This is a genomic window from Pseudomonas sp. NBRC 111133, from assembly GCF_001320605.1.
GTDB lineage: Bacteria > Pseudomonadota > Gammaproteobacteria > Pseudomonadales > Pseudomonadaceae > Aquipseudomonas > Aquipseudomonas monteilii.
The window spans coordinates 156975-175511 of the sequence record NZ_BCBJ01000043.1; the positions used below are offsets into that span (position 1 = coordinate 156975).

Annotated in this window: 14 protein-coding genes and 4 pseudogenes; 9 read left to right on the plus strand and 9 right to left on the minus strand. The window is 63.9% G+C overall.

Translation table 11 applies throughout. The features are described 5' to 3' along the window. Positions 1-11: 11 nt before the first annotated feature. From APH36_RS09300 to APH36_RS09315, 4 genes are read right to left on the minus strand one after another with little or no spacing between them, the layout of a single operon-like run. Positions 12-812 carry a carbohydrate ABC transporter permease gene (locus APH36_RS09300; protein WP_016714775.1) on the minus strand — a complete coding sequence of 267 codons (801 nt, stop codon included), beginning with the start codon at positions 810-812 and terminating at the stop codon, positions 12-14. Between the two features lie 3 nt (positions 813-815). Beyond that, a complete protein-coding gene (locus APH36_RS09305) occupies positions 816-1679 on the minus strand; it encodes a carbohydrate ABC transporter permease (protein ID WP_016714776.1) in 864 nt (287 codons plus the stop codon). Further along, a complete protein-coding gene (locus APH36_RS09310; RefSeq protein ID WP_060498386.1) occupies positions 1676-2773 on the minus strand; it encodes an ABC transporter ATP-binding protein in 1098 nt (365 codons plus the stop codon). Before APH36_RS09310 ends, APH36_RS09305 begins: the two co-directional genes overlap by 4 nt. Further along, positions 2773-3867 (minus strand): ABC transporter ATP-binding protein, encoded by a 1095-nt coding sequence (locus APH36_RS09315; RefSeq protein WP_060498387.1) that lies wholly within the window; start codon positions 3865-3867, stop codon positions 2773-2775. Before APH36_RS09315 ends, APH36_RS09310 begins: the two co-directional genes overlap by 1 nt. A 223-nt stretch (positions 3868-4090) precedes the next feature. Here APH36_RS09315 and APH36_RS09320 point away from each other — a divergent pair, with 223 nt between their 5' ends. Beyond that, positions 4091-5839, plus strand: a complete 1749-nt coding sequence (locus tag APH36_RS09320) for a sigma-54-dependent Fis family transcriptional regulator (RefSeq protein ID WP_060498388.1) — start codon at positions 4091-4093, stop codon at positions 5837-5839. A 22-nt stretch (positions 5840-5861) separates the two neighbouring features. Here APH36_RS09320 and APH36_RS09325 read toward each other — a convergent pair whose 3' ends face one another. The 3 genes and pseudogenes from APH36_RS09325 to APH36_RS33125 all read right to left on the minus strand — a co-directional run. Beyond that, positions 5862-7550: a bifunctional diguanylate cyclase/phosphodiesterase gene (locus APH36_RS09325; RefSeq protein WP_060498389.1), complete on the minus strand. Its 1689-nt coding sequence runs from the start codon at positions 7548-7550 to the stop codon at positions 5862-5864. Between the two features lie 13 nt (positions 7551-7563). After that, positions 7564-8058: pseudogene (locus tag APH36_RS33120) on the minus strand (methyl-accepting chemotaxis protein); the annotation flags it as partial. Between the two features lie 789 nt (positions 8059-8847). Further along, positions 8848-9252 (minus strand): annotated as a pseudogene (locus APH36_RS33125) (PAS domain-containing protein); the annotation flags it as partial. Between the two features lie 143 nt (positions 9253-9395). On the opposite strand from APH36_RS33125, the gene APH36_RS09335 reads away from it, so the two are divergent. From APH36_RS09335 to APH36_RS09355, 5 genes are all read left to right on the plus strand, one after another. Further along, on the plus strand, positions 9396-9710 hold the full coding sequence (locus APH36_RS09335; RefSeq protein WP_028699651.1) for a helix-turn-helix domain-containing protein: 315 nt from the start codon (positions 9396-9398) through the stop codon (positions 9708-9710). A gap of 228 nt (positions 9711-9938) precedes the next feature. Then, complete coding sequence (locus APH36_RS09340; protein ID WP_016714783.1) at positions 9939-11252, plus strand: C4-dicarboxylate transporter DctA; 1314 nt, start codon at positions 9939-9941, stop codon at positions 11250-11252. Between the two features lie 44 nt (positions 11253-11296). Next, positions 11297-12001: a FadR/GntR family transcriptional regulator gene (locus APH36_RS09345; protein ID WP_060498391.1), complete on the plus strand. Its 705-nt coding sequence runs from the start codon at positions 11297-11299 to the stop codon at positions 11999-12001. Positions 12002-12017: 16 nt separating this feature from the next. Beyond that, positions 12018-12686: a GntR family transcriptional regulator gene (locus APH36_RS09350; RefSeq protein WP_060498392.1), complete on the plus strand. Its 669-nt coding sequence runs from the start codon at positions 12018-12020 to the stop codon at positions 12684-12686. A gap of 219 nt (positions 12687-12905) precedes the next feature. Continuing rightward, positions 12906-13964: a hypothetical protein gene (locus APH36_RS09355; RefSeq protein WP_060498393.1), complete on the plus strand. Its 1059-nt coding sequence runs from the start codon at positions 12906-12908 to the stop codon at positions 13962-13964. A gap of 19 nt (positions 13965-13983) precedes the next feature. On the opposite strand, the gene APH36_RS09360 is transcribed toward APH36_RS09355, so the two are convergent. Beyond that, positions 13984-14412, minus strand: coding sequence for a PACE efflux transporter (locus APH36_RS09360; RefSeq protein WP_060498394.1), 429 nt, complete (start codon positions 14410-14412; stop codon positions 13984-13986). Positions 14413-14514: 102 nt separating this feature from the next. On the opposite strand from APH36_RS09360, the gene APH36_RS09365 reads away from it, so the two are divergent. From APH36_RS09365 to mcpA (APH36_RS33135), 3 genes and pseudogenes are all read left to right on the plus strand, one after another. After that, complete coding sequence (locus APH36_RS09365) at positions 14515-15393, plus strand: LysR family transcriptional regulator (protein WP_060498395.1); 879 nt, start codon at positions 14515-14517, stop codon at positions 15391-15393. Between the two features lie 142 nt (positions 15394-15535). Beyond that, positions 15536-16567, plus strand: a pseudogene (gene mcpA / locus APH36_RS33130) (methyl-accepting chemotaxis protein McpA); the annotation flags it as partial. A gap of 258 nt (positions 16568-16825) precedes the next feature. Further along, a pseudogene (gene mcpA, locus APH36_RS33135) lies at positions 16826-17422 on the plus strand (methyl-accepting chemotaxis protein McpA); the annotation flags it as partial. Between the two features lie 33 nt (positions 17423-17455). On the opposite strand, the gene APH36_RS09375 reads toward mcpA (APH36_RS33135), so the two are convergent. Further along, a complete protein-coding gene (locus APH36_RS09375) occupies positions 17456-18520 on the minus strand; it encodes a hypothetical protein (RefSeq protein ID WP_060498397.1) in 1065 nt (354 codons plus the stop codon). Positions 18521-18537: the final 17 nt, after the last annotated feature.

Sequence of the window (18537 nt, forward strand, 5' to 3'; positions counted from 1 at the left end):
CGTTGCCCTCCTCACACCCGGCCCAGGGCAAAGCCCTTGGCCACATGGTTGCGCACGAACCAGATCACCAGCATGCCCGGCAAAATGGTCAGCACCCCCGCCGCCGCCAGCACCCCCCAGTCGATACCCGAGGCCGACACGGTGCGGGTCATCACGGCAGCAATCGGCTTGGCATTCACCGAGGTCAGGGTGCGCGCCAGCAGCAGCTCGACCCAGGAAAACATGAAGCAGAAAAACGCCGTCACGCCGATACCGGAGCCAATCAGCGGAATGAAGATCTTCATGAAGAAGCGCGGAAAGCTGTAGCCGTCGATGTAGGCCGTTTCGTCGATTTCCTTTGGCACGCCCGACATGAAACCCTCCAGGATCCACACTGCCAACGGCACGTTGAACAGGCAATGGGCCAGGGCAACAGCAATATGGGTGTCGAACAGGCCGATCGACGAGTACAACTGGAAGAACGGCAGCAGGAACACCGCCGGGGGCGCCATGCGGTTGGTCAGCAGCCAGAAGAACAGGTGCCGGTCGCCTAGGAAGCGGTAGCGCGAGAAGGCATAGGCCGCCGGCAGCGCCACCAGCAACGAAATCAGCGTGTTCAGGCACACGTAGTACAGCGAGTTGATGTAACCGCTGTACCAGCTGGCATCGGTGAAAATCACCCGGTAGTTGTCGAGGGTGAATGCCTGCGGCCACAGGGTCAGGCCGCCCAGGATTTCGGTGTTGCTCTTGAACGACATGTTCAGCAGCCAGTAGATCGGCACCAGCAGGAAAAAGAAATAAAGCAGCAAGGCCAGCGTTTTGCGCGTGCTCATGGGCTAGTCCTTGTCGGCATGGGTCATGGCTGTGTAGAACAGCCACGACACCAGCAGGATGATCAGGAAGTACACCAGCGAGAACGCCGCCGCCGGGCCCAGGTCGAACTGCCCCACGGCCATGCGCGTGAGGGTCTGGCTGAGGAAAGTGGTGGCGTTACCCGGCCCGCCACCGGTCAGCACGAACGGCTCTGTGTAGATCATGAAGCTGTCCATGAAGCGCAGCATCACCGCGATGAGCAGCACGTTCTTCAGCTTGGGCAGCTGGATATGGCGGAACACCGCCCAGCCCGAAGCACGGTCGATACGCGCGGCCTGGTAGTACACGTCAGGGATGGCGCGCAGGCCCGAATAGCACAGCAGTGCCACCAGTGACGTCCAATGCCATACGTCCATCACCAGCACCGTAAGCCAGGCGTCGAACGGGTCGCCGGCGTAATTGTAGCTGACCCCGAGCTTGGCCAGGGTAGCGCCAAGCAGGCCGATGTCGGCACGGCCGAAGATCTGCCAGATGGTGCCCACCACGTTCCACGGGATCAGCAGCGGGATGGCCATGACGATCAGGCACACCGACGCCATGCGCCCCTTGGTCGGCATGGTCAGGGCAATGCCGATGCCCAGCGGGATCTCGATCAGCAGCACGCAGGCGGAATAAATGAACTGGCGCAGCAGCGCGTCATGCAACGCCGGGTCGCGCAGCACCTGGCGGTACCAGTCGGCACCGACGAAGTAGCGGTTGGACTGGTCGAAAATATCCTGCACCGAGTAGTTGACCACGGTCATCATCGGTACCACCGCGCTGAACGCCACCAGCAGGAACACCGGCAGCACCAGCCACCAGGCCTTGTTGTTCGGCACTTTGTTCATGGCCCGGCCTCCAGCAGCACATCGTCGACGTACAGCATCAACCACTGCGCCGGGAAGCTGACCCAGGCCTGATCCACAGGCAACGGGCGGTCCTCGCCCAGGCGCACCTTCAGCGCGACACCGCCTGCTTCGATGGTGACGATGCGGTAGGTGCCCAGGTCTTCGATATCCAGGACGCGTGCGGGGATGGCGTCATCGAACGGGCTGTCCCACAGCTGCACGAATTCTGGCCGGATGCCCACTTGCAAGCGCCCGCCTGTCGTTGCCGCCAGCCGTTCGCGCAGGCCATCGGGCAAAGCCAGGTGGACATCACCAAACGCCACCCCATCGGCTTCGGCGCGCACCTCGATCAGGTTCATGCCCGGGCTGCCGATGAAGTAGCCGACAAAGGTATGCCGAGGCCGCTCGAACAGCTCACGCGGGGTGCCGAACTGAACGATGCGGCCACCGTGCATCACTGCGATCTTGTCAGCGAAGGTCGATGCCTCCAGCTGGTCGTGGGTGACGTAGATCATGGTGATATTGAACTGCTCGTGAATCTGCTTCAGCTTGCGCCGCAGCTTCCACTTCAGGTGCGGGTCGATCACCGTCAGCGGCTCGTCGAACAGGATCGCCGACACGTCATCGCGCACCAGGCCGCGGCCCATGGAGACTTTCTGCTTTTCGTCCGCGCTGAGGTTGCGCGCCTTCCTGCGCAACACGGCAGACAGATCGAGCACCTCGGCAATTTCTTCCACCCGGGCACGCACCCGGGCTTCATCCAGCCCCTGGTTGCGCAAGGGGAAGGCCAGGTTGTCGAACACCGTCATGGTGTCGTACACCACCGGGAACTGGAACACCTGGGCAATGTTGCGCGCTTGCGGTGACAGCTGGTTGACCGGTTTGCCGTCGAACAGCACCTCGCCATGGGACGGCGTCAGCAGCCCGGAAATGATGTTGAGCAAAGTCGACTTGCCGCAGCCCGACGGCCCAAGCAACGCGTAGGCGCCGCCCTGCTCCCATACATGCTCCAGCGCGTGCAGGGCATAGTCCGCCTCGCTGGCGGGCTGGCGACTGTAACTGTGCGCCAGTTGGCGCAGGCGGATTTCAGCCATCACCCTCTCCTTGCCTGGCGCAGCCCCGGGGCCTGCACCAAGGCCCCGGCGCTGTCGAAGACGAACAGCTTGTGGGTGGGGATGAACACGCGGATCGGCGTGTCCACCTGGTATTCGTGCACCCCGGGCAGGTGCAGGATCATGCGCCAATGCTCGTTGCGCACATGCAGAAAGGTTTCGGAACCGCTGATCTCGGCCAGCTCCACCAGCACCGCCAGTTCCAGGTCATCGTCGTGGGCCGGCACCAGGGTGATATGGCTGGGGCGCACGCCAAAGCGGTAGTCGCCTTCGGCAAGCGCCTGCAAGTCGGCATTGCGGGCAAAATGCACGGCCTGGGCCAGGCTCACCTCGTTGCCACTGATACGGCCAGGCACCAGGTTGATCGGCGGCTCGGAGAACAGCTCGGCCGCCAGCACACTGCCCGGGCGCTGATACACCTCGGCGGTGGGACCGCTTTGCACGATACGGCCCTCATGCACAAGGGTGGTGGTGCCGCCCAGCGCCAGCGCCTCGTTGGGCTCGGTGGTGGCGTAAACAGCAATGCAGTGGCGCACCGCGAACAGCTCGCGAAGCTCCTGGCGCAGGCCTTCGCGCAACTTGTAGTCGAGGTTGACCAACGGCTCGTCAAAGAGGATCAGCGAGGCATCCTTGACCAACGCCCGGGCCATCGCCGTGCGTTGCTGCTGGCCGCCGGACAGCTCCAGCGGCAGGCGCTGCAGGTAGGTTTCGATGCGCAACATCTCGGCGGTTTCCTGCACACGCCTGCGGATGTCCGCCTCGGCCATGCGCGCCTGGCGCAGTGGCGAGGCGATGTTTTCGTACACGCTCAAGGTCGGGTAATTGATGAACTGCTGGTACACCATCGACACGTTGCGCTGGCGCACCGGCACACCCGTCACGTCCTGGCCATCCATCAGCACCCGGCCCCGGTCCGGGCAATCGAGCCCGGCCATCAGGCGCATCAGGCTGGTCTTGCCAGCCAGGGTGCGGCCCAGCAGCACGTTGAACGAACCAGGTTCGAAACGCAGCGAGGCCTCGACGATCCACGGTTGGTTGTCGACGCTGCGGCTGACCTGCTCCAGCACCAGGGACATGGCATGGCCTTCTTGTCGTTGTTGTCTGCCAGGCACAGCCAGTTCCGTGCCAGTTGCTCCCCGATGCTCTGGCTCGGGGCCTGGGCGGCATGCCACGCAAATCGGAGGTTCACAAGTGAACACAATCACTGAACAACTGAACACCTGCCGGTTTGACAATGAACACCCGTGAACAACACTGAACAGCGGTCCGCCCATAACAACAACCACACAGGACAGGCCCATGGCCGCATCCGCTTCGACCCACGCCCAGCTCATCCAGGCATCCTGGGCCCGCTGCCGCGATCACGGTTTGCAACCGCAGCACGCACCGGACTTCGACTGCCTGACCCGCGCCGAACTCAGCGAACTGCTGGAAAAACGCCAGGCCCTGCTGCGCCTGACCCGCGAGGAAGTGCTGCCGCAATATGCACACCTGCTGGGCAACGCCAGCTACCTGGTGATGCTGGCCGATGCCAGCGGCTGCCTGCTCGACAGCTGGGGTTCGCGGCGTTTCATCGAGCCGCGCCAGCAGCATGGCTTCAGCGCCGGCGCCCACTGGCACGAGCGCGGCGTTGGCACCAATGCCTTGGGCACCGCGCTGATTTGTGCCCAGGCCATTCACGTCGGCCAGGACGAGCACTTCCTGCGCCAGAACCGCTACATGTCCAGCGCCGCCGCCCCCCTGTTCGACGCTGCACGGCAACTGGTCGGGGTGTTCGACGTGGCCAGCGACGGCTATCTGCCGACCAGCCAGACACTGGGCCTGGTCCGCATGATGGGCCAGAGCCTGGAAAACCGCCTGATCCTCGCCGCGCATGCCGACCAGCATGCACAACTGATCTTCAACAGCGCCTCCGACAACCTCGACAGCCCTTGGGCCGGCCTGCTGGTGTTCGATGAGCATGGGCAGGTGCTGGCCGCCAACCACCGGGCCGACAGCCTGCTCGGCGGCAACCCGCTGCAGCAGAACATCGAGCAGCTGTTCCAGTTGCCCCTGCAGCAGTTGCTCAGCCATCCCCGACAACAGCCCTTCGCCCTCCAGGCCACCGGGCGCAACCGCTTTCATTGTCAGTGGCAACCGCCACGCGAAACGCCCCGCCGCCCTGAACCTGACAACGGCGAGCCGCGCCTGGAAAAAGCGCGAGTGCAGGCCGGCCTGCTGCTGGAAAAGGACATTCCAGTGTTGGTGCAGGGTGAAACCGGTGTGGGCAAGGAAGTGTTCGTGGAAACCCTGCACCGTGCCAGCAGCCGCGCCGACAAGCCCTTGGTCGCCGTAAACTGCGCGGCAATCCCGGCCGAACTGGTGGAGTCGGAGCTGTTCGGCTACGACAAAGGCGCGTTCACCGGTGCCCACCACAAAGGCAACCCGGGGCTGATCCGCAAGGCCGACCACGGCATCCTGTTTCTCGACGAAATCGGCGACATGCCGCTGCCTACCCAGGCCCGCCTGCTGCGCGTGTTGCAATCGCGCAGCATCCAGCCGCTGGGCAGCGGCGAACCGGTGGCGGTGGATATCCGCGTGGTGTCGGCAAGCAACCGCGACCTGGCCGAAGAGGTGCGTGCCGGGCGCTTTCGTCAGGATTTGTACTACCGCATTGCCGGGCTGACAGTGGTGCTGCCGCCGCTGCGCGAGCGTGCAGACCGGCGGCAGTTGATCGACCAGGTGCATGCCCGCTACCGCGAGCCTGGGCAACCGGCGCGGCTGCCCCCGGCCATTATCGAGTTGCTCGATCAGCACCCCTGGCCTGGCAATGTGCGCGAACTGGTCAGTGTGCTGCAGGTGGCACTGGCCTTGGCGGGCAACGGGCCAGTCGGCGTCGAGCACCTGCCTGCAGGGTTTCTGGCCGAGTTGCAAGTGCCTGTGCGGGTGGCGACCGATGCGGTAGACCTGCAGACGCTGGTTGAACACGCCAATGGCAACCTGTCAGCAGTGGCGCGCGGCCTGGGGATCAGCCGGACCACCCTCTACAAGCGGCTGCGTGAGCGATGAATCTATTGACCTGCACGGCCACTCACGGATTACGCCACTGCACCGGTTGCCGGTAAGCCTGTGCCCAGGCTTGCACTTCACCGGCCGGCATCGGCCGGGCAATGCAGTACCCCTGCGCCAGCTCGCAGCCCAGCCCCATCAGCACCCGGCCGTGCTCGACGCTCTCCAGCCCCTCGGCGATCACCTCCCGGCCAAAGGCCCGGGCCAGGCCGATCACCGCCGCTGTCAGCGCCAGGTCGTCCTGATCATGGAGGATGTCACGCACGAACGACTGATCGATCTTGATCGTCTGGGTCGGCAAGCGTTTCAGGTAACTCAACGACGAATAGCCGGTGCCGAAATCGTCCAGCGAGAAGCGCACGCCCAGTGCGCGGCAGGCGTCCAGACAACGGCTGACGTGCTGCAGGTTGTCGATGGCCACGGATTCGACAATTTCCAGGTCCAGCCTGGCCGGGTCCACCGCCGGGTACGCTGCCAGCAGCTGCTGCAGGCGCTCGGCAAAGTCACTGCGCTGCAAATGCCGCGCGGCGATGTTCACACTCAGTGACCAGGGCTGCCCTTGCTGCTGCCAGGCCTGCAACTGGGTCAAGGCCTGATCGAGCACCCACTCGCCGATCTCAACGATCAGGTCGGTCTGCTCTACCCAAGGCAGGAAATCGCCGGGCGGCACCACGCCACGGCCTGGCCGCTGCCAGCGCAGCAAGCCCTCGAAGCCCAGCACCTGGCCGCTGCGCAGGTTGACCTTGGGCTGGTAGTAAAGGCAAAGCTCTTGGTTGTTAAGGGCCCGTCGCACCCGCGCCACTGTCTGGTGAGTGGCCTTGAGCTCCTGCTCCTGCGACACGTCGAACACGTGATACCGGTTGCGCCCGCGCTGCTTGGCCACATACATGGCCTGGTCGGCATGACGCACCAGGGTATCGGCATCTTCGTCATCCAGCGGGTACAGGGTCACGCCGATACTGGCGCTGAGCGACAGCGTGTGCCCCCGAACCACACAGGGCACCGCCAATGCCCGCAAAACCCGCCGCAGGGCTGTATGCAGCTTTCGCTCATCATCGACGTCGCGCAGGATCAGCACGAACTCGTCGCCCGACAACCGGGCCACGGCGTCACCCCCGCGCAGGATGCGCTTCAGGCGCTGGGCCACTTCCACCAGCAGCAGGTCGCCCACCGCGTGCCCGTAACCGTCGTTGACCGCCTTGAAGCCATCCAGGTCGAGCATGCACACCGCCAGCGGGATGTCTTCACGCCGCGAGTAGGCCAGGGCCTGATTCAATAGGTCGGACAGGTAGGCGCGATTGGGCAGGCCCGTGAGCACATCGTGCCCCACCCGCCATTGCAAGGTGTGCAGCAGTTGGCGCTTCTCGGTGACGTCAAAGCGGATCGACACGTACTTGCGCACCAGGCCGGTCAGCGGGTCGACCAAGGGCACCATGGTGCTGTCGACCCAGTACAGCGAACCGTCCTTGGACCGGTTGCAGATCTCGCCCTTCCACACCCGCCCGGCGGCCAGGGCCCGCCACATGCCAACGAAGAACGCCGGCTCGTGCAGGCCGGAGTTGAGGATGCGGTGGTTGGCACCCAGCAGCTCCTCGCGGCTATAGCCCGAGATGCTGCAGAACTGCTGGTTGACGTAGGTGATGTTCCCACGCAGGTCGGTTTCCGAAAAGATCGCGGCCGCGTCCACGGCCGCGCGATAGATATCATCCATAAAGCATCCTGCCTTAGCGGTTGAAGCGCTCCACCAGGGCGCGCAATCCGGCGCACACCTGTTCCAGTTCGGCGCCGCGCGAGGCGGCGACGTTGGCGCTGTGGGCGCTGTGCTGGGCAATACCGGCTACGCCGTTGATCTGCCGCGAAACGTCTTCGGCCACTGCCGACTGCTGCTGCGAAGCGGTCGCCATCTGCTGGCTCATGTCACTGATGCGCTGCACCGCATCGCGAATGCCATGCAGCGCCTGTCGCGCTTCCTGCACCTGGGCAACACCCAGCTCGGCACCTTCGATGCCCTGGCTGGCGATCGCCACGGCTTCTTCGGCGCCACTGCGCAGCGCATCGATGATGGCCTGGATATGCAGGGTCGACTGGCGGGTCTTGTCGGCCAGCGCCCGCACTTCATCGGCAACCACGGCAAAGCCGCGCCCTTGCTCGCCCGCACGCGCTGCCTCGATGGCTGCGTTGAGGGCGAGCAGGTTGGTTTGCTCGGCAATGCCGCGGATCATTCCGGCAGCCTCCGCGATGGCACCGGTCTGACCGGCCAGCTGGCTGACCGCCTGGTTGATCTGCGTCACGGTGCTGGCCAAGGTACGAATGGCTGCACCGCTGGCATCTGCCACCTGGCTGCCCTGCTCGGCCAGCAGGTGCGCGGTGTGTGCCTCGGCGGCGGTCAACTGGACATGGTTGGCCACTTCACCGATGGAGGCGGCCATCTGGTTCATCGCCGTGGCGCTCAGGTCGGTTTCGGCGCGTTGCTCCAGCAGCGCGGCCTCGGTGCCGCGCGACAGCTGCCCGGCATCGTGGGCGGCCACGGCCATTTGCCCGGCCAGGTCGCTTAACCGCGTCAATGCGGTTTTCAGGCGTGCCTCTTCGCTGATCAGCATCAGTTGCAGTTGCCCGGCGGCACCCGGCAAGTCGCTGTAGGTCAAGGCTGCAACCGGGTCGGCGAAGGCACCGTCGGCGCCTTGCACAACCTGCTGCAACTGCCGGCCAAGGGCATCGCGTGCCCACAGGCCGTAGGCCAGGAACAGCCCCAGGGTCAGCCCCTGCCCCACCAGGCCAGGCCACAACTGGTTGACACCCAGTGCCAGCAGCCCGCCCGCCAGTGGCAAGGCCAGCGCCTGCGCCAGCAAGCTCAGCCGACGCGGCACCGACAATGCCGCCTGGCCATTACGCAGCCGCGCATACAGGGCTTCGGCACGGGCCACCTGCTCACGCGTGGGGCACACCCGAACCGACTCGTAGCCGACCACACGCCCGCCTTCGAGGATCGGCGTGACGTAAGCGTTGACCCAGTAGTAGTCGCCGTTACGGCAACGGTTCTTGACGATGCCCATCCAGCTCTTGCCAGCTTTCAGGTAGCGCCACATCAACGCGTACACCGCCGGCGGCATGTCCGGGTGGCGCACCAGGTTGTGCGGGCTACCGATCAGCTCGGCCTCGCTGTAGCCGCTGATAGCGGCGAATTCGGGGTTGCAGTAGGTGATCAGGCTGGCGGTATCGGTAGCAGAAATCAGCCGCTGATCAGGGGGAAAACGTTGCTCGACCGGGGTAACCGGCAAGTTGAGACGCACGATGAGACTCCATTCACTGACGTGCCGGTACCCAGCCCATCGACAGCCACCGGAACCGATCCGTAGCGATCCGCTCCAAATGGCACATGTGCTTCCCGCCGTTGGGGCACGAGGCCGAACCACACAGGGAAGTTGACGATGACTGACCGGTCAAGCACTGAATTCTACGAAATTCATCACATAAATAAAACAAAGGTGATCAATCATGGCGTTGCGCCATGCTGATAGATATCGTTAAGTTCTTGATTCTAAATGGGAATTAAGTGATGACGAGATCAGCTTTGGGTACCGCCCTGCGCCGCTACCGCAAGCTGGCGGGCCTGACCCAGGCACAACTGGCCGAACGGACCGGCTTCGATCCCAAGACCATCAGCCGCTTCGAAACCAGTACCTATACCCCCAGCATCGATGCACTCATGGCGTTTGCTCAGGTGCTGGGCGTCAAACCCAAGGACTTCTTCGCCGAGCCGGACGACGAAGAGGAGCAGCGCGCCTACCTGTTCGGCGTCATTCACAACGCCCCGCCCAAGGATCTTGGCAAGCTGATTGCAGCAGTGGAGCAGGCACTGGCCAAGCCCTGAACTGATTCGCGCCTACCCACTTCACGGCATGCACTGAAGTAGAGCCTGGCAGGCCAGATTGCCCCATAACTGGTCAGACCGGTAAGGCCGAAAACCCTTGCAAAGTCGGATTTTTCGCGCTTTTATGGCCTCGCGCTGAACAAACCGGTAAGACCACAATAATTAAGTCCTGCGCTCTTTCGCCCCGTGCGGCTACCGAAGCAAGGACACCGATCAGAGATCAATCCCATGCTCAAATGGTGCTCGCGTTCGATCTTCCTGCAAGTCGTGCTCGGCCTTGCCCTCGGCATCGCCTGCGGTCTCAGCTTTCCCGACCTTTCCCTGCAACTCAAACCCCTTGGCGACGGCTTCATCAAGCTGATCAAGATGCTCATCGGCCTGATCGTATTTTGCGTGGTGGTCAGCGGTATCTCCGGCGCGGGCGACCTGAAAAAGGTCGGGCGCATCGGCCTGAAGTCAGTGATCTACTTCGAAGTGCTGACCACCCTGGCGCTGGTGATCGGCCTGGTGTTCGCCTTCAGCAGTGGCATTGGTAGCGGTGCCAACATTCACCTGGACCAGCTGTCCACCGCCGATGCCAACGGCCTGGCCGAGCGCGGCCAGCACATTCACGGCGCCACGGCGTTCTTCATGGACCTGATCCCCACCTCGGTGATCGGTGCCTTCGCTGACAACAACATTCTTCAGGTGCTGTTGTTCTCGGTCCTGTTCGGCAGTGCGCTGAACCTGGTGGGTGACTCGGCCGCCGGCATTTCGCGGCTGATCAACGAGCTGAGCCATGTGATCTTCCGCATCATGGGCATGATCGTGCGCCTGGCGCCGATCGGCGTGTTCGGCGCCATCGCCTTCACCACCAGCAAATACGGCCTGGAATCGCTGCAGCACCTGGGCGGGCTGGTCGCACTGTTCTACCTGACCTGTGCCGGCTTCGTGCTGATCGTGCTGGGGACGGTCATGCGCCTGTCGGGCCTGAAGCTGTTGCCGCTCATCAAGTACCTGCGTGAAGAGCTGACCATCGTGCTGGGCACCGCCTCTTCCGACGCCGTGCTGCCGCAGATCATGCGCAAGCTGGAGCACCTGGGCATTGGCAGCTCCACCGTCGGCCTGGTGATCCCGACGGGTTACTCGTTCAACCTCGACGGCTTCTCCATCTACCTGACCCTGGCCATCGTGTTCATCGCCAACGCCACCGGCACGCCGCTGGAAATGACCGACCTGCTGACCATTCTGCTGGTGTCCCTGGTGACTTCCAAGGGCGCTCACGGCATCCCAGGCTCGGCGCTGGTCATCCTGGCCGCCACCTTGACCGCCGTACCCGCGATTCCGGTGGTTGGCCTGGTGCTGGTGCTGGCAGTGGACTGGTTCATGGGCATCGGCCGGGCATTGACCAACCTGATTGGCAACTGCGTGGCCACCGTGGCCATCGCCCGCTGGGAAAAGGACATTGACCTGGAGCGCGCGCAGAACGTGCTCGACGGCAAACCCGGCTTTGCTCCCACGCCGCGCAAACAGCCCAACACGCACCATCAACAGGAATTCTGAACCAGAGCGGCCGGCGATCATGCCGGCCCTTGCAGGAGCGAACCGTGATCAGCTCATCGACCGTCGTCAACTCAGTGGTGGAAAAACTGCGCCAGGCCTTGGCCCGGGGCCAATGGCGCAGCGGCGACATGTTGCCGGGCCAGCGCGAACTGGCCGAACAACTGGGCATCAGCCGCCCTAGCCTGCGCGAAGCGGTGACCGTGCTGGAGACCCTGGGCCTGGTCCGCTCGTTGCCAGGCAAGGGCGTACTGGTACTGGACGTCGATGCCACCCTCGAGGAACCCGGCATCGACACCAGCGCTGCGGCCAGCCTGGCCGACGTACTGGAACTGCGCTACACCCTTGAGCCCTTCATCGTTGGCCTGGTGGCGCAATCGGCCAACAGCCAGGACATCGGCCAGTTACGCCTGACCCTGATGGACATGCGCGAAGCGCTGGAGGCCGATGACAGCGAAGCCGGCGTGAAGGCCTACATCGCCTTCCATGAAGCGCTGTTCGCGCTCACCACCAACCCGATCTTCCAGAGCGTTGTGCAGCAGACCGGCAATGCCCTGAAACAGAGCGCCGACATGCTGCGCAACTCGCCCGAGCACCTGGCGGCTCGGCTGAAGGAGAACGAAGCAGTGGTACGTGCCATACGTGAACGCAACAGCGCCCAGGCCAGTGCCCAGATGCGCCAGCACATCCTCGCCGAAGGCCAGCGCATGGGCATTTCGCTGAACATCCCGGACGAACACCCGCATCCATGACCCCAGGAGAGCGACCATGAACGCCGCCCCTCACCTGCCCGCCCTGCTTGCGGCCGGCGAAACCCGCCTGTCGGCCGAGCAGATCTACCCCCGGCTGTTCGACGCCATTCTCGAACAGCGCCTGCCTCCGGGCGCGCTGCTGCCCGAGCAGGCGCTGGGCCATGCCTTTGGTGTCAGTCGCACCGTGATTCGTCGTGTGCTTGGGCGGCTGTCCGACCAGCAGGTGGTGGTGCAGCGCCCCAGCCACACCGCGCACCTGGCCGCGCCCGACCCGGATCAGGCACGTCAGGTGCTCAGTGCCCGGCGCCTGGCCGAAACCACGCTGATTACCCTGGCCACCCAGCGCGCCCGTCCGGCGCAGGTGCGCCAGCTGCGGCAACTGGTAGAGCGCGAGCGCCAGCACCACGAAAGCGGTGAACGCTGCGCGGCGATCCGCCTGGGCGGCGAGTTTCACCTGAAACTGGCGCAGGTGGCGGCCAATGCGCCGCTGGCACGGTTCCTCAATGGGCTGGTGCCGATGACCTCGCTGATCATCGCCCGCTACGAATCACCGTGCTGCGACCACTGTGCATGGGAAGAGCATGCGGCCATCATTGATGCCGTGGAGCAAGGCGATGCCGAGGCCGCGCTGGATTTGATGCACAAGCACCTGGACCGCCTGGAAGAAAAGCTCGACCTGGAATGAATCAGCGTTCCGCTGTGGGAGCGGGCTTGCCCGCGAAGAAGCTGACGCGGTCGATGGCACGGGCTTCGCCCGTGTTCGCGGGCAAGCCCGCTCCCACAGAGACTGCGTCCCGACAGAAACTTATGTCTGTGCTGAGCGAGCGATGGCCAGCGCAGCAGCCCCAACAACCCCACCCTATACTACGAGAACCACCCCAGCCTCTATCAGGGAGGCGGTTGCGTGAGTGCTCGAGTCCTTCTGTTGCTGTGCCTGCTGTTGGCCCTGACCGGCTGCGCGAGCAAGCGTCCGCCTGCCCCGCCACCGCCCGCAGCGCTCACGCCCGCCGCCTGGCAACGCATCGACCAGGAACTGATCGACGCTTCGGTCGGCGCCGCCGGCTCGGCCAACGACTATGCCCGGCGCTCCATGCGGGTATGGAAGGAGCAGGTACAACAGCGCACCGAAAGCGACTTCATCCCTTGGTTCACCGGTTACTGGACCCAGCAGTGGCTCACCCTCAAAGTGGCCTGGTACAAGCTCGACAGCGGTGAAGGCCGTGAACCTGCGCAAAAGCGCCTGGCCCTGTACCTGCAGGAGCAATACCACGAGCGGGTGATCGAACCGGTGGCCGAGCAGATCAACCCCGAGGGCATCCGCGACCGCGCCTGCGAGCTGTACCTGCAGCTGCTCGGCCAGCAGCTACCCGCCATCATCAGCCGCTACAACGCGCCGCCCGAGCAGGTCAGCCAGCGCCTCAACCGCATCCCCGCCATCCACCTGGGGCCGCCGGATGCGCGTAATGCCAGCCTGTATCAACTGCTTCGGGCCAAGTCGCTGGACCAGCAACCGGCCTGGCAAGCCATGCGCCAGCACTTGCATGAGCAGGCCAGCAAAGGCCCCGGAAGAACCGATGTCGGGCTGAACTCGGTGGCCACCCAGGCCAGCGAAAAGCTCGGCGCTACCCTGGCCCCGCGCGGCATCGCCAGTGCCGTGGCGTCGGCGGTGGGCAAGGTGGCGGGGGCGATGATTTCGATTGCGGCGGCCGGCTACGGCATGATGACCCATGACCGCGATCACCCGCAGATGGTCGAACAGTTGCGGGTGATCCTCAACGTGGCGCTGAACCAAGAATGGCAGGAGTTGATGGAAAACCGCCAGAGCGGGGCCATGGCGGGGGTGTACTACCTGTCGGGGCAGGTTGAGGACAGCTTGCTGGCCAGTGTGCCGCGGCCCGTCGAGCAACCGGTAGAACAGCAAGTGAAGCAGCAAGCACCTTTGATCATTCGCCTGCCGCCTTAGGGGCGGCACAGGAGAAACATCAGGCAGCGGCCATCGCGGAACTTGGCAGCCCGAACACCCGATCAAACGCCCAGTTGTAGGCAAAGGTGTAGCAAGGCACCAGCACGATGAACGCCATGTCCACCAGCAACGCCTCCACCAGTGTCATGTCGAGCCACCAGGCAATCAGCGGAATCAGGTACACCACCAGCGTCAGCTGAAAGCCGATGGCATGCGCCACCCGCCGCGCCACACTGCGCCCACGCTTGGCCTGGCGCCTCTCCCATCCTTCGAACAAGGTGTTGTAAACCAGGTTCCAGAACATGGCGATGGTGGTGATCATCACCGCCAGCGGCCCAGTATGCGACGCCTGGGTGTCCGACAGGTAAGCCAGCCCGAGGGTCGACATGCACAACCCGATCAGTTCATAAAAAGTTACGTAGACCAGCTTGCGTTTCAATCCCTGCACTCGGGGTTACCTCCAATGACAAAAACGATGGGGCGCGATCATGCTTCACCATGCTTGACAGAAAAAGTTAGCAGCTGTCAGATCTACTGACAGGAGGCTGCCATGAACTTTTCCAGCGACAACATCCAGCTTTTTCTAGCCGTGCTCGACTGCGGTTCGTTTTCTGCTGCCGCACGCGCCCTCAAGCGCGTGCCTTCAGCCGTGAGCATGGCTATCGGCAACCTTGAAGCGGAACTGGGCTACAGCTTGTTCGAACGTGGTTCGCGTGAGGTTCGCCCAACTGCCCAAGCCCTGGCCCTGGAACCACACGCCAGACTGATTGGCGAACAATTGGGTTTGCTGCAGGTACACGCACTGGAGCTGTCAAAAGGGTTGGAAAGCAGCCTGACCCTGGCCGTGGTACCAGACATCGACCACCGGCCACTGCTGGCGGCCATCGCACGCCTTGGCGAACGCCATCCGCTGCTGGATATCGCCCTGCTCAGCGCCCCGCAGGAAGAAGCCCTGAACCTGCTGGACAGTGGCCGCGCCGACCTCTGCGTGGCTTTTGCAGGCCTGCAGGTCGACGCCCGCCGAGGCTTCCAGCACATCGGCATGGAGTCGCTGGTGGCCACCCTGTCGCCGGCCCACCCGGCCTTGCGCGAGGGGCGCATCCATTACCTCGAAGACCTGACCCAGGTGCGTCAGATTCTGGTGCGCAGCCGCGACCTGCCAATGGCCGACCCGCGCCCGCTGATCGGCGCAGCGCACTGGTCAACCGACAGCTTCGACCTGGCGTTGCAAATGGTGGAAGCAGGCCTGGGCTGGGGCGACCTGCCGTTGTCGCGGGTTGCGCCGCTGCTCGCCAGCGGACGCCTGGTGCGCCTGGGTTTTCGCAATACACGCAACGAGTTGCAGTTGCCGGTACACATCTTGTGGCGCAAGCAACAACCGCTGCAGCAAGCCGCACGGCTGTTGATCCAGCAGTTGAGTAACCGTTGATTACCGTCTGTCGAAACGGCCATAAGAATTTCCTGTAAGTACTTCAATCTTTTAGCCCTTTAGCCGATATCCCGGTCGACAGGCCCCGCAGTGCGTCATGAGCGCGCTGCGCCCTCCCCTCATTGGCTCAAGGTCTCGAAACATGAACCTGAAATTTCGCCACAAGATCCTGCTCAGCGCCTGCGGCGTCGTGGTCCTGGCATTTGCCCTGTTCACGCTCTACAACGACTACCTGCAACGCAACACCATCCGCCAGAACATCGAAGCGTCGGTGCAGCAATCCGGTGCACTGACCGCCAGCAGCGTGCAGAACTGGATGAGCGGGCGCATCCTGGTGCTGGAAAACCTGGCCCAGGACATCGGCCAGCAAGGTGCCGGCGAGACCCTGACCGGGCTGATCGAGCAGCCGTCCTACACGCGTAATTTCCTGTTCACTTACCTGGGCCAGGCCAACGGTGCGTTCACCCAGCGCCCGGACGCCCAGATGCCTGCCGGTTACGACCCGCGCCAGCGCCCTTGGTATGGCGCCGCCGCCAGTGCCGGGCAGACCGTGCTGACCGCCCCCTACCAAGGCGCGGTCGGCGGCCTGATGGTCACCATCGCCACCCCGGTGAAGAGCAAAAGCAACGGCGAGCTGATCGGTGTGGTCGGCGGTGACGTGACCCTCGACACCCTGGTCGAGATCATCAACTCGGTCGACTTCGGCGGCATCGGCCACGCCTTCCTGGCAGACGCCAATGGCCAGGTGATTGTCAGCCCCGACAAAGAGCAGGTGATGAAGAACCTCAAAGACATCTACCCTGGCAGCAACCTGCGGATTGCCGCCGGCCTGCAGGATGTCACCCTCAACGGCCAGGACCGCATCATTTCCTTCGCCCCGGTAGCCGGCCTGCCGTCGGCGCAGTGGTACATCGGCCTGTCGATCGACAAGGACAAGGCTTACGCCGCACTCAGCCAGTTCCGTACCTCGGCTATCATCGCCATGCTGATTGCCGTGGCTGCCATCGCCGGCCTGCTCGGCCTGCTGATCCCGGTGCTGATGAGCCCGCTGACCGCCATGGGCCGAGCCATGCGCGACATCGCCGAGGGTGAAGGCGACCTTACCCGCCGCCTGACCGTGCAGAACAAGGACGAGTTCGGCGAACTGGCCACCTCGTTCAACCGCTTCGTCGAGCGCATCCATGCCTCGATCAGCGAAGTGTCCTCGGCCACCCGCCTGGTGCACGACCTGTCGGAAAAGGTGGTCAGCGCATCCAACGCGTCGATCACCGGCTCGGAAGAACAAAGCATGCGCACCAACAGTGTCGCGGCAGCCATCAACGAGCTGGGCGCCGCCACCCAGGAAATCGCCCGCAACGCCGCCGATGCTTCGCAGCATGCCAGCGGCGCCAGCGAGCAGGCACACGGCGGCCGTGAAGTGGTGGAAGAGGCGATCAGTGCCATGACCGCCTTGTCACAGCGCATCAGCGAGTCGTGCGCGCAAATCGAAACGCTCAACGCCAGCACCGACGAAATCGGCAAGATTCTCGACGTGATCAAGGGTATTTCGCAGCAGACCAACCTGCTGGCACTGAACGCCGCGATCGAGGCGGCCCGTGCCGGTGAAGCCGGCCGTGGCTTTGCCGTGGTGGCCGACGAAGTGCGCAACCTGGCACACCGTACCCAGGAGTCGGCGGAAGAGATCCACCGCATGATCACCAGCCTGCAGGTAGGCTCGCGCGAAGCGGTGCAAACCATGAACACCAGCCAGGTGTCCAGCGAGCAGACCGTGCAGGTAGCCAACCAGGCCGGTGAACGCCTGGCCAGCGTGACCCAGCGCATTGGCGAAATCGATGGCATGAACCAGTCTGTGGCGACCGCGACCGAAGAGCAGACCGCCGTGGTCGAGAGCCTCAACCTGGACATCACCCAGATCAACGCCCTGAACCAGCAGGGCGTGGAAAACCTGAACGAAACCCTGCGTCATTGCGACCAGCTGGCCCAGCAGGCCGGGCGCTTGAAGCAGCTGGTGGGCAGCTTCAGAATCTGATGGGCCCGAAGAGGGGCGCTCTGCGCCCCATTTTTATGCCACAGCCGCTTTCGTGGCCCTGCCCCGCCGCACCCAGGCCAGCAACACCGCCGCCATCAGCACGAAACCCAGGTAGCCAAACAACGGGTACACCTCCCCCACCAGACTGATGAACCCCACCAGGCTGCAGCCAAACGCCACCACCCCGGTTATCACCGAACCCCAGCGGAACGTTGCCGTGCCCGCCGGCAGCAGCCGCGAAAGGAACGAAAACATCGTACCCACCGCCGTGTTGACGATCATGCCGAAGATGATCAGGCACATTACCACCCCCAGCAGCGGTGACACTTCGTTGGCAATCGACAGCATCGGCATGGGCAAGTCGGCCACGCTGTCCAGGCGCGACAATAGCCCGGCACTCATCACCAGCATCAGGCCGCCCAGCGCCGCCCCACCCAGCAGGCCACCCCACACTGCGGTTTTCTCGACCTTGGCCGAACCACCCAGAATGGCCAGGATCGGCGCACCGGCAACGATGTTGTACGACACATACAGGAACGCGCCCAACAGCCAGTGCCGGGTACCGGCCTGCTGCTGGCTGGCCAGTTGGTCGAGCGCGGCGAAGCTCTGTGCACGGGTAAACACGGCGTACAGTGCAATCGCCGAAGCCACCAGGATCAACAGCGGTGTGATGGCACCGATGGCCAGGATCACCTTGCGCACGTCCAGGCACACAATCGCCACCACCACCAGCGTCACCAGCACACTGCCGGTCAGTGCCGGAATGCCGAACTGCTGCTCCAGCAACGCGCCACCACCGGCCAGCATGACCACCGTGACGGCGAACATGAAAAAGGTGATCAGCCAGTCGACGAACAGGCCCAGGTGGCGGCCGCAGATGGCCTGTATCACGTCCTTGTGCGAGGTGGCCTGCTGGCGGTTGCCCAACCCGGCCAGGGCCATGCCAAGGAAGGTAAACAGGGCTGCACTGACCAGTGCCCCCACCAACCCCCACACACCAAAATCGACAAAGAACAACAACAGTTCCCGCCCCGAAGCGAAGCCCGCCCCCACGATCACGCCGACAAATGCGCCGGCAATCTTCAGCTGCTCTTGCATGTGAACCTCTGGATTTA